This is a genomic window from Spiroplasma endosymbiont of Cleonymus obscurus, from assembly GCF_964273375.1.
In the GTDB taxonomy this organism is placed as follows: domain Bacteria; phylum Bacillota_I; class Bacilli_A; order Mycoplasmatales; family VBWQ01; genus Spiroplasma_E.
In genome coordinates, this window is record NZ_CAXWWA010000002.1 from 714726 (window position 1) to 726776 (window position 12051).

14 protein-coding genes are annotated in these 12051 nt (G+C 24.0%); 10 read left to right on the forward strand and 4 right to left on the reverse strand.

Translation table 4 applies throughout. The features are described from left to right. The first annotated feature begins 33 nt into the window (after positions 1-33). From ACI2WJ_RS04640 to ACI2WJ_RS04650, 3 genes are all read left to right on the forward strand, one after another. Positions 34-1308, forward strand: a complete 1275-nt coding sequence (locus tag ACI2WJ_RS04640; RefSeq protein WP_400254980.1) for a hemolysin family protein — start codon at positions 34-36, stop codon at positions 1306-1308. A gap of 75 nt (positions 1309-1383) precedes the next feature. Then, positions 1384-2454 carry a hypothetical protein gene (locus ACI2WJ_RS04645; RefSeq protein ID WP_339038964.1) on the forward strand — a complete coding sequence of 357 codons (1071 nt, stop codon included), beginning with the start codon at positions 1384-1386 and terminating at the stop codon, positions 2452-2454. Positions 2455-2547: 93 nt separating this feature from the next. Beyond that, positions 2548-2808 carry a hypothetical protein gene (locus ACI2WJ_RS04650; protein ID WP_338959160.1) on the forward strand — a complete coding sequence of 87 codons (261 nt, stop codon included), beginning with the start codon at positions 2548-2550 and terminating at the stop codon, positions 2806-2808. Between the two features lie 246 nt (positions 2809-3054). Here the strand turns inward: ACI2WJ_RS04650 and ACI2WJ_RS04655 are convergent, their stop codons facing one another. Further along, a complete protein-coding gene (locus ACI2WJ_RS04655; RefSeq protein WP_400254981.1) occupies positions 3055-3930 on the reverse strand; it encodes a Cof-type HAD-IIB family hydrolase in 876 nt (291 codons plus the stop codon). Between the two features lie 12 nt (positions 3931-3942). Then, entirely contained in the window at positions 3943-4968 is a 1026-nt protein-coding gene (trpS, locus tag ACI2WJ_RS04660) for a tryptophan--tRNA ligase (RefSeq protein ID WP_400254982.1), read from the reverse strand. Positions 4969-5159: 191 nt separating this feature from the next. Between trpS and ACI2WJ_RS04665 the strand changes: the two genes are divergently transcribed. The 3 genes from ACI2WJ_RS04665 to ACI2WJ_RS04675 are packed head-to-tail and all read left to right on the forward strand — an operon-like array spanning position 5160 to position 6779. Next, positions 5160-5390 (forward strand): hypothetical protein, encoded by a 231-nt coding sequence (locus ACI2WJ_RS04665; RefSeq protein ID WP_400254983.1) that lies wholly within the window; start codon positions 5160-5162, stop codon positions 5388-5390. Then, positions 5350-6255 carry a hypothetical protein gene (locus ACI2WJ_RS04670; RefSeq protein ID WP_400254984.1) on the forward strand — a complete coding sequence of 302 codons (906 nt, stop codon included), beginning with the start codon at positions 5350-5352 and terminating at the stop codon, positions 6253-6255. Before ACI2WJ_RS04665 ends, ACI2WJ_RS04670 begins: the two co-directional genes overlap by 41 nt. Next, complete coding sequence (locus ACI2WJ_RS04675; protein WP_400254985.1) at positions 6237-6779, forward strand: hypothetical protein; 543 nt, start codon at positions 6237-6239, stop codon at positions 6777-6779. Before ACI2WJ_RS04670 ends, ACI2WJ_RS04675 begins: the two co-directional genes overlap by 19 nt. A gap of 139 nt (positions 6780-6918) precedes the next feature. Here the strand turns inward: ACI2WJ_RS04675 and ACI2WJ_RS04680 are convergent, their stop codons facing one another. Beyond that, positions 6919-7248: a hypothetical protein gene (locus ACI2WJ_RS04680; RefSeq protein WP_400254986.1), complete on the reverse strand. Its 330-nt coding sequence runs from the start codon at positions 7246-7248 to the stop codon at positions 6919-6921. Between the two features lie 399 nt (positions 7249-7647). Between ACI2WJ_RS04680 and ACI2WJ_RS04685 the strand changes: the two genes are divergently transcribed. From ACI2WJ_RS04685 to ACI2WJ_RS04695, 3 genes are read left to right on the forward strand one after another with little or no spacing between them, the layout of a single operon-like run. Next, the gene (locus ACI2WJ_RS04685; RefSeq protein WP_174481244.1) at positions 7648-8043 is read left to right on the forward strand and encodes a Spx/MgsR family RNA polymerase-binding regulatory protein; all 396 of its coding nucleotides are present in this window, start codon (positions 7648-7650) and stop codon (positions 8041-8043) included. Positions 8044-8063: 20 nt separating this feature from the next. After that, positions 8064-8882, forward strand: coding sequence for an NAD(+)/NADH kinase (locus ACI2WJ_RS04690; protein WP_342266158.1), 819 nt, complete (start codon positions 8064-8066; stop codon positions 8880-8882). Positions 8883-8920: 38 nt separating this feature from the next. Next, on the forward strand, positions 8921-9319 hold the full coding sequence (locus ACI2WJ_RS04695; protein ID WP_338959176.1) for a hypothetical protein: 399 nt from the start codon (positions 8921-8923) through the stop codon (positions 9317-9319). 1 nt (position 9320) lies between these two features. On the opposite strand, the gene ACI2WJ_RS04700 is transcribed toward ACI2WJ_RS04695, so the two are convergent. Continuing rightward, positions 9321-9656: a rhodanese-like domain-containing protein gene (locus tag ACI2WJ_RS04700; protein ID WP_252320544.1), complete on the reverse strand. Its 336-nt coding sequence runs from the start codon at positions 9654-9656 to the stop codon at positions 9321-9323. A gap of 106 nt (positions 9657-9762) precedes the next feature. Here ACI2WJ_RS04700 and ACI2WJ_RS04705 point away from each other — a divergent pair, with 106 nt between their 5' ends. Further along, entirely contained in the window at positions 9763-11877 is a 2115-nt protein-coding gene (locus ACI2WJ_RS04705; protein WP_338959181.1) for a polyribonucleotide nucleotidyltransferase, read from the forward strand. The last annotated feature ends 174 nt before the right edge of the window (positions 11878-12051 follow it).

The following is a 12051-nucleotide window of genomic DNA, read 5'->3' on the forward strand; positions in this document are numbered from 1 at the left end:
TATAAAAATCAAAAGGAGTAGTTTTTTTTCTATATGGACAGTAATTGGTATATTTATTTAATAATATTGCTAGTTTTATTATTTTTAAGTGGTTTTTATTCATCTGCTGAAACATCATTAACTTCTTTAAATGTTATAAGAATTAAATCTATTGGTAAATTACGTAGTAAGAAAAGTCGTCGTGCTAATATTGTATTTAAGTTAGTTAAAAATTATAATGTAACTTTAACAACAATTTTACTTGGTAACACAGTAATTAATGTTGGAATTGGTACTTTAAGTACCATATTATTTATTGATTCTTTTCATGTTTCTCCTACTTTTGGTCCTTTAATATCAACTTTAGTTTCAGCAATTGTTGTTTTAATTATTGGTGAAATTATACCTAAAAGTGTTGCAAAATTACATCCTGAGACAATAGCTTTAAATTATGCATATATTTTGTATATTCTTAATATTATTTTTTATCCAATAACTTTTATTGTTACTTTATTTCAATTTAAAAGTAAAAAACCAACAAGTTCTGAACAAGAACTTATTGAATTGATTTCAATAATTGAAAGAGAAGGAGTTCTTGAAAAAGCAGAACGTGATTTAATTGAATCTGCAATTAAATTTGATGAAAAATCAGTTTTTCAAGCTATGCATCCCAAAAGTAAAATTAAATATATTTATGATGATACGCCACCTAAAGTTATTAAACATCTATATTTAGAAGAAAAATATAGTAGAATTCCTGTTTTAGATCATGTTAATCAAAATGTAATTGGTATTTTAAATATTAAAGAATTTATTATTAATATGTTAGAAAATGAAAATCCAGATTTATTACAATTAATGTTACCAGCAATTTTTATTTCTAAGCGTACTAAGTTAAATGAAGCATTGGAAATTTTACAAACCGAAAGAATGCATATGGCTATTGTCTGCAATAATAAAGATAAAAAAGATTTTAATGGTATTATTACACTTGAAGATATTCTTGAAGAATTAGTTGGTGAAATTTATGATGAAACTGATGAAATTGGATTGATACAAGAAATAGGAACACATAAGTTTCGTGTTGATGGTTCTTCAAAACTTGAAGTATTATTTAAACGTTATTTAAAAAGAAAACCTCCAAATTATAATAAACAAACTGTCCAAGAATGATATATGTTCAAAACAAAAGTAAAGAAAGTAAGGAAAAATAGTCCACTTTTAAAATTTCGAAATTTTTCATTTAAAGTTATAAAGGTTCGCAAAGAATTTGCTGTTTTTGAAGTTGAAATTTTTACTAATAAAAAAATTAAAAATAAATGAGAATAGTTAGTGCAGGATTTTTATTTAAATGCTACAATGTAAAATCATAATTATAATTATGATATGAAGGGGAGGTTAATTATGAAAAAAGGTATTAAATTAGTAACTATGATTGCAGCATTAAATCTTGTAACAGTTAATGGTTTAATGTTAACGTTTTCTCCAGACAGTGATCATTATGTCTATTTAAATAAGCATGATGCTAATGCTAGTTTATTAAAATGAAAACTTTCACCAGAAGATGCAAAGATGGTAAAAAAATATGAATATAAAATCCATCAAATGGCAAGTAAAGAAAGTATTGATGAATTTAATAACTTGTATGATAATAATAAAAGTGATGTAATTTGAAGTAATTATGATAGTTTACAATATGATTTAACTCATACTAAAATTGGTGGTAAAACCATTGATGTTAATTGAGTTGAAATGTATAAAAAAGCTGGTTTAAATAATGAACAATTACAATTAGCAGAGCAACAACAATTACGTTTTTATAATATTTTTGCTAAAGTTTTTCATAAAAACACTGTTATTAAACTAATTCAAAAAGTAGCACCAGTTGCTGTAAGTGATAGCACAGTAGCATGAACTGCTTTTAATTCAGAAGCTGATAATCAACGTATGGGTTATGGTCCTGAATTTGCAAATATTAATTTAATTGATCAACAATTTCAAGAGGGATTTTGATCTTCAGATCAAATAATTAGTGTTACAACTCACGAATATGGTCATGCTTTAAGTAATTTTATTGGTTTAAGTGCTGATGAAAGAAATTCATTTAATGCTAATTGAAAGTGACCAGATAGCAGTTATAGTGATTTTAATACTAATATGACATCAGTTTCTCATAAACTAACTGTTAACAATGATAACAAACAAATTTATGATCGTACTTGATATTTAATTGATTATTTAGGTCAACAAGCAAAATTAACTAATATTAAGCAAGAATTATTATTTGGTTTAATAACAGTTAATAGTAATTATGGTCGTAGTGCCTGATTTAATGGTAAATATAATATAAATCTTGATGATGAATTTTTTGCCGAAAGTTTTGCTAGATGAATTTTAACACCTCAGAATCAGCGTGATTGAGGATGAGAATTAGAAAATAGTTTTTTCTTACATTATTTACCAACGGTTTTATAACATTTTACTAGTTAAAAAGGAGAAATAATTCTCCTTTTTTATTATTTGGTATAATAAATTTAAGTAAAAGAATTGAGGAAAGTAGGTAATTTTATGTTTGGCAAAAATATCCATGATCATGAATCACAGCAAAATAGTTGTTTAAAATGTCAGTATGAAAAACTTTTTAAAACAGGTAAAATATTATTTGATGAATGAGATAAACAACCACCAGCACCTGCTCAATTACTTAAAATAAAAAAGCAATTAAATGAATTAAAAATTAAAATTGAAGAACAAAAAAATGATTCGGAATTAAAGTTTTGTGCCAATCACCCAGAAATTTTTGACTTCTTGCCTTTAGAAGTTTTATAGTTTTTTGTATTAATAGTATTAAAATATTTATATTTAGTAAAAGTTTAATATAATTAATGTCCTATTGTTTTGAAAAATAAAACAATAGGTTTTTTATTTTAGTATATTAAATTTATAAAAAACTTTTTTAAATAAAAACCTATTTACTTTAAAAATAAAGTAAATAGGTTAAAAACTTATATTAATGTTTAAAAACTATATCATATTACAAATATAGAAATAATAGTTAATATATTTTCATTTCCATTAAATATAAATTTCACTTTCTTCATAAAGATTTAATAATTTTGATAAATGATCACCAACGCCACCCTCATCATTAGTTTTAGTAGTAATATCATTGGCAATACTTTTAATAACAATATTACCATTTTTCATTGCTACACCATAGCCAACTTCCATCAACATTTCTTTATCATTAATTTCATCACCATAAGCAATAACATCTCTAATATCAACATTATAATATTGAGCCAAAATGCGAGCTGTCATTCCTTTATCAATAAATTTACTTGAAATTTCAAAGATTAGTTTATTATTATCATAACGATTTCAAGTATTTACCTTAATTGAGTTTGAATATTTTTCCAAGTCACGATATACTTGATCAAAATTAGTATTTTCTTTAAATTCAATTAAAATGGCATTAGCGCTCCCTTTTCAATCACGAATTAATTTACTAATTGTAAAAGTATCATTTTCAATAGTATCTAAATGAAAATAAGTTTCAAAGAAATCATCTTTTTTTCAACATACTGCTTTGTTGTAATATTCAATAACCGCGTTTTCAATTTGTTGAAAAATATAGTCTTCATTTAAAATATGTTTAACAATTGTTTCAGAAATTGGAAAAACTAATCGTTTGAATTTTTTGATTTTTGGATCATGAATATGGCCACCATTAAAATTGCATAGTAATGTATTAAGACCTAATTCACGATAAAATTTAATTGATCCACGATAAGGTCGACCAGTGACAATACAAACAATATGACCTTGTTTTTGAGCATCAATTAGTGCTTTTTTAGTATTAATATGAATTTCTCGACCACCACTTTTTAATAGAGTACCATCTAAATCAACTAGGATTAAATGTTTTTGTTTTTTATTGTATAAAGACATTGTCTCTTCCTCCTATCTTTCTTTCTCGATAAAATTAATACCCATTGTGTCTTGAACAAAGTTTAATTTTTTAGTAGCAATATTATTAGCAAAATTTGCACCTTCTTCTAAATATTTTGCTAATTGTGATGATTTTTCATTAATAAGTTCTTGGTGTTTTTTTTGCATTGGTTCTAATAAATCATTTATTACTTTAATTACTTCTTCTTTTAAAAAACCATAATTGTGATTGCTGAAGTATTGTTCACAAGTTTTGATATCTTTTTTAGTAATGCTAGCATAAATAGTTAATAAATTACTAACTCCAGGCTTATGTTCTGGATCAAATTTAATAATATTTTCTGAATCAGTAACTGCTTTTTTAATTTTATTGGTAACTTCTTGTTTGCTATCGCTTAAAAAAATAGTATTTTTTAGATTAGTATCAGATTTTGACATTTTTTTTTCAGGCTCTTGTAAATTCATAATTTTCTGTGCTTGTTTATCAATAATTATTTTAGGAATTTTGAATAAATCAGTTTTATAATTGTTATTCATTCTTGTTGCTAAAGTTTTTGTCAATTCTAAATGTTGAGTTTGATCAACACCAACTGGCACAAAATCAGCGTCATATAGTAAAATATCAGCAGCCATTAATGCTGGATATGTAAGAATACCTGTTGGAATACTAATCGTTTTATTTTGTTGATTTGTCATTTTTTGACTTTTATCTTTAAATTGTGTCATTCGTTCTAATTCACCGACATAACTATTACATAATAATATATATCCTAATTGACTATGGGCTAAAACATCAGATTGAATAAAAATATGAGATTTATTTGGTATAATACCAGCAGCAAAATATCAAGCGGCAATATCTTTAATATTATCTCTTAATTCTTGTGCTTTTATTGGTAGTGTTAATCCATGTAAATTTGCAACAAATATTAAGAGTTCATGTTCTTCTTGCAATTTTAAAAAATTATTAATTGCTCCCAAGTAGTTACCAAGAGTTAATTTTCCAGTGCTAGTTATTCCAGATATAATACGAGCCATATATTTTGCTTCCTCCAAATTAATTTTTTAATATAATTAATTATCAATGATAAAGTTAAATAATTCAATTAATTATATTAAAATTTGTTTGATTTTGATATAATAAAAACATAAATTAAAAATAGTTTTTGACCCATAGCTTTTATTTTTTAAGAGTAATGGGTTTTTTTACTTTATAAAGGAGTTTTTTTATGTTATTTGGAGAAGAAAAATATAAGGATGATTTACAAAAATATTTAAAGAAAATAAAAGATCGAAACAATGTGAAAGAATATCTTCAAACTCTTGGGTTAAAACTTGAGGAATTAGAAATCAAGAAACAAAATATTGCCAAAAAACAAGCAAGTTTTGAATTTGAAAGAAAACAACTAGAAAGATATATTGAAGAAAGCTGAAAGTCAATTAAGAAATATCAAAGATAGTGAAGATAAAAAAACATTTATTGAACAATATGTTAATCAGATGACTGATAAATTAAAAGCAGTTAATGAAAATATATATACTTTAGAAGTTGAAAGTAAAGAAACTGATAAAGATATAAAAAACAGAAATCTAGACAAAGTAGATAACAGAAGAACCTTAGAAAGAATTAGAAATGAATTATTTAATTTAAAAGAAATAATTCAAGAATCATCTTTTTTTAATGGTAGTTTAAAAGCATTAAAAGAAAATATGACAAAATTACAAGAAGAAAAAACTAAAATATTAAATTTAAAAAAAGAAATTTTAAAAAAAGAAGAATTGAAAGCGGAATTACAAAGTTTAGAAAATTTAATTGCATTAATAAAACAAAAATCAGAAATTGAATTAGAAATTGAAAGATTAGAAAAAAACAAGGAACAATTAACAACAGACATTGATGCAAATAAAGGTCAAATACAATCTATTTTGAATGATAATGAAAGTTCTAAAGAACAATTAATCACAAAAATAGATGAAATAAATTTAAATATTAAAACATTAAATGACAATATAGATGCAAAAACTAATTCAATTTCTTGTTTAGAAAAAGAAATTAAAAGTAATGAAGAAAATATTAGTTTAAAACTAAAAGATTCAGAAAATATTTTTCAAAATATTATAGTTTTACAAGATTGAAGAGATAGTATTTGACGTCGTGTTATTTCACTATTAACTTTTGGCATTTTTTGTAATTACAAAAGTGTTCAAAAAAAATTAGATAAAGAATTTGTTAATCGAAGTAATATAAATAAAGAAATTACTGATTTACGAATGGCAAATGAAAAAAAAATAAAACAAGAAAAGATTTGTTTAATGAGATATTAAAACATAAAAAAGAGACAAATATATTAAAGGAAAATTGACTAGTATTAAAAGCACAATTAAGCAAAAAGAATAGTACTAAAGAAGTAGAAGATTTCAAAGTGACTAATAGTCAAAAACAATTTTTATTAGAAAATACAATACTAAAAATTAAACAACAAAGAGAAAAATTAAAAAATATTTCAATTGAAAATATGCAACCATTAACTGATTTAGAAATACTTCAAAAAGAAAAAAGTGATAAATTAAATTCATTAAATGCCATTAGTTTAGATAAACTTAATAAAGATATAGAAACACTAATAGTAAGAGAAAGTGAATTAAAAATAAAAATTAATGAAAATAAATCATCTATTTCAGATTCTAGTTTAGATAATTTTAAGATAGAAGTAGAAATTGAAACAAAAAAACAACTTTCAGAAGTAGAACCATTTACTAAAGTAAAGCCACTCTTAGAAAAGAGTAATTCTAACGATTCTGGTATTGATATAACAACAGAATCAATTAAAATGATAAGATCAGTTTAATTTATTAAGCTATTTAAATTAAATTTTATTTGTCTTTAAAAGATAAATATTTATAAAGTATTAATTGTTACTTTATTATTTATATTATTGACTGGGTTTTGTAATTCAAAGTTATTGATGTTCGTTACATCATTATTTGCTAATAAAGGAGTTCTATTTTAGATTTTGAAAATGATACTAGCATATTTTCTACTAATCCTTTAGTGGCATTTGTTATTTTTTTATTACCAACTTGTGTTATGTTTAAACTATGAATTAAAGGTACAGAACCCATTATGCATACTACTAAATTATTTGGATTTAAAATAGTATTTAATTTATCTTTTATTGATTTTCCATTTCTTGTATTATCATAAAAAAATAAAATAGTTGATAAACTAAGACCAGTTAATAATATTCCGGTGGAACTAATTATAGTTCCAATTATGAATTCTTTAAAATATTTACTGTTATTATTTTGAATAGGCATGTTTAGTTAACTCCTTGTTTTTTTACGCATAAAAATTATTTATTTTTAATTATTTACTTTAAAATAAAGAAAATTTAATTTTATAATTTCATTATATTATAATTCAAATTATTAATAAAATTTGATAGTAAAATATATGTTAAATTTTTTTATAAAATTTAAGGAATAAAAGTATCTATTTTTCAAAAAATAATATGATATAATATGTGGGTGAAGGATATAGCGGAAAAGGTCTTTCATGTACTTATTTTCTAAGTTTGGTCAAAGATAGTGTGGAAATATATATTATTATAGTAATGTAGAGTTTATTAACTTTTATCTTTTAAAGATAAAAAAATATTAATTTTAAAAAAGAGTATTTAAATCAAATGTAGTCTAAAAGCAAAGAGGGGTATTGTCATGATTAAAATATATGTTTCGCCAAGTTGTTTGTCTTCAAAAAAAGTTATTCAATTTTTTGATAAACATAAAATTCCATATATTAAACGTAATATTATCCATAATCCATTGACCGATACTGAAATTAAATTATTATTAAGATTTGTACCAAATGGTGTTGGTGATATTATTTCAACAAGAGCAAAGTTTATTAAAACACATGCTATTAATATTGAAAAGTTAACAATGTTACAAGTTTTTGATTTAATTAAAACTTCACCAACTGTTTTAAAACGTCCAATTATTGTTCAAGAAAATAAACAACGTATTCAAATTGGTTATAATGAAGACGAGATTGAATTATTTTTACGTGGTTCTATTGAAAACGAATTTGAAGATTCTTGTGAAATATTTTAATTGAAATATGATTGGAATACATGATGAAAAATTATAAATTTACAATTATTGCTAATAAATATGAGAATTCTCAATCATTAGCTAAGGAATTAAGGGCCAAGTTATTGGCCCTTAAAGCACTTGAAGATACTTCTTTTCCAGATATTGTTTTTATTATTGGCGGTGATGGAACATTTTTAAAAGCTGTTCATGATTATAATAATATGCTCAATACTGTTAAGTTTGTTAGTTTTAAATGTGGTAATCTTGGTTTTTATGAAAACTTTTTAAACACAGAAGTTGACAAAGTATTAATGTGAATTGATAAAAATGATAATAATTTAATAGTAAATAAATTTTCATTATTAGAAGTAAATATTAATAATAAGATTTTATATGCTATTAATGAAGTTAAATTTGTTAATTTAACAACAACTCTTTCATGTCAAGTGTTAATTAATAATCAATTATTTGAAAACTTTCGTGGTTCTGGTTTAGTTATTGCAACAAGAACTGGTTCGACGGGTTTAATGAAATCACTTGGTGGTGCTGTTTTAATTTCAAATCATAACTTAATGCAATTTCATGAAATTGCTCCAGTAGCTAATAATAGTTATCGCAGTTTAAATTCACCACTAATTTTGGATGAAAATCATGAAATTACTTTGAAAAATATTCAAAAAGATAGTAAATTGAGTGATTTTGGAAAATTAATTGTTGATACTTTTGATTTTAATGATAAACTAAATGATAAGGTAACAATTAAATTATCAGAATTAACGTTACAAGTTTTAGAATATCGACTTAATCATTATTCTTTACTTGCTAAAGTAAAAAAAGCTTTTATTCAAGAAGATTAAGAAAATATTTAAAAATATATTAATTAAGGAAGGTAATCATGCCAATTTGACAAATAGTATTATTAGTTATTGCATTGTTATTTGCTGTGGCTAGTATTGGGATTTGAATATGAAATGTTAGTACAGCTAAAAAATTACGCAATCAACAAGAAAGTAGTTCAAAACCTATTAATAAACCACAAAAATTCCCATTTAAATTACAAAATTTTATTGTTGATTTAGGGGGAATTGATAATATTAAAGAGACAACAGCAACAGCAAATAAAATTAAGGTAGAGATTATTGATCATTCAAAAATTAATTTTAATAATCTTAAAAAAATTAAAAATCGTGGTATTTTAGACCAAGACGATAGTGTTAGTTTAGTCTTAGGAACTTATTGTAATAATTTAAGTATTGCTATTAATGATCTTATTAAATTAAATAATGAGAAATAAGTTATTTTTTGTAATATCCATAAATACCATTAATTAAAACATAAGTGTTAGTATAGCCCAATTCTCTGAGTGTTAGTGCAGCAGCAGTTGAACGATTTCCTGCATTACAAATAGTTATAATCACTTGATTTTTGTTTTCAATATATTTACTAGGATTTTTAATCAAATCATAGTAAGGAATATTAACAATATTAAGTTCACCATTATCATTTGTTATTTTTTTTAAAATTTGATATTCAGCAACATCACGAACATCAATAATTAAAGCTTTATTTTTAATTTTATCAAAGTCTTTATTTGAAATTGAAATTTCATTTTGAATTTTATGTTTAAACATAAGTTATGACCTCCTAAAATAAAATTGTTCTATAACTTATTTTAACATTTTATTATGCTATAATGCTCATAGTTGCGACAAAAAATGGAAGCTAAGGAAGTAAATAATGTTAAAAGAAAAATTCCTTTTTAAAGAAGGAAAATATGAATTAATTGTTGAATTAGGTACAATGGCTAATTTAGCAGAAAAATCAGTAAAAATTACTTATGGAAATACAGTTGTATTAACAACTGTATCATATAATGAAGTTATTAATAATCAAGATTTTTTTCCATTACAAATAGTTTTTCAAGAAAAGTTATATTCAGTTGGTAAGATTCCAGGTGGTTTTTTAAAGCGTGAAGGTCGACCTAGTGAATATGCAACACTATGTGCTAGATTAATTGATCGTTCAATCCGTCCATTATTTCCAAAAGGTTTTGTTAATGAAGTGCAAGTTGTAAATAATGTTTTTGCGTTAGATGATGCTTGTGATGTTAGAGTAAATGCAGCTTTTGGTACTTCACTTGCTTTAGGATTAAGTAGTTTGCCATTTCAGGGTCCTAGTGCTACTGTTGTTGTTGGTAAAATAAATGATGAACTTGTCCTTAATCCAACACAAGAGCAATTATTAAATTCAAAAATGGAATTGATTGTTGGTGGAACAAAAGATGCCATCAATATGGTTGAAGCTGGATGTCATGATATTTTAGAAAAAGATATGATTAAAGCATTAAAATTTGCACATGAACATATTATTAAATTAATAATTTTTCAAGAAAGTATCATTGAAAAATTAAAACCAAATAAATTTAAACCACAGTTAGCATTAATTCCTGTTAATATTGAACAATTTGTAGAAACAAATTGTCAATCACAAATTAGTAAAATTAGTACTACTGTTGATAAAAAAAGTCGAAGCAACTTGATTAAAAATTTAGTTGAAGAAACATTTCAAAGTTTTAAAAATAAATTTAATCAAGAAGTTTTAAATGTTGGTGAAGAAACAACTATTCATAATTTACGCAAAAGTATTGATCAATTATTACAAAAAGCAATGCGTACTATGATTTTAAAAAATAATGTACGAGTTGATGGACGAAAAGCAGATGATATTAGAAAATTAACAAGTATGATTGATGTTTTACCTATTGTTCATGGTAGTGCAATGTTTACTCGTGGTGAAACACAAGTTTTATCAGTTTTAACTTTGGGTGCACTTGCGGAACATCAAATTATTGATGGATTAGGTAAAGAAGAGTATAAACGTTTTATTCATCATTATAATTTTCCTCCATTTTCTGTTGGTGAAACCGGAAGAATGGGTGTTCCTTCACGACGTGAGATTGGTCATGGCGCCCTTGGTGAAAAAGCATTATTACAAATTATTCCTCTTGAAAAAGATTTTCCTTATACAATTAGATTAGTATCAGAAGTATTAGCATCAAATGGTTCAACTTCACAAGCAGCAATTTGTGCTTCATCAATGGCATTAATGGCTGGTGGTGTACCGATTAGAGCTGCAATTGCTGGTATTGCCATGGGTTTAATTAAAGAAGAAAAAGATTTTACAATTTTAACTGACATTCAAGGATTAGAAGATCACTTAGGTGATATGGATTTTAAAGTGGCAGGAACAGCTAATGGTATTTGTGCTTTACAAATGGATATTAAAATTACTGGTATTGATTTTAATATTATTACACAAGCTTTAGAAAAAGCCAGAATTGCGAGATTACAAGTATTAGCAAACATGAATGAAGTAATTAAAAAACCTAGAACTACATTGGCACCTAATGCTCCAAAAATTATTCAAAAGTTAATTCCAATTGATAAAATTCGTGATATTATTGGTGTTGGTGGGAAAGTTATTAATAAAATTATTACCGACTGTGATAATGTTAAAATTGATATTGAAGATGATGGACGATTGATGATTTATCATAATGAACAATCAGCCATTGATAAAGCTTGACAAATTATTGAAAGTATTGTTAATCCTGTTCAAATTAAAATCGGTTCTGAATTTGATAGTAAAGTTGTAAAAATTGTTAATTTTGGTGTTTTTGTTAATTTACAAGATAAGATTGATGGTTTAATTCATATTTCAGAATTTTCAAAAAAATTTAATAAACGTATTGATAATTTAAATAATGTCGTTAAAATCAATGATATAATTAAAGTTCGAGTAATTAAAGTTGAAGATAATAGTAAGCTTAGCTTAGAAATTATTGATAAATAATTTGAAACTATTTTTAATGAAAATTAATTACAGTTTTATTATTAAATTAGTGTTAAAATACTAATAACATAATATAGCAGCATCTTGGGAATTTAAGTTAAAGTTTTAATTTTTATGTTCTTCTAAGATATTAAATTTTATAAAATAAAAATAAAGAAAGTAGAAAACTGGTGA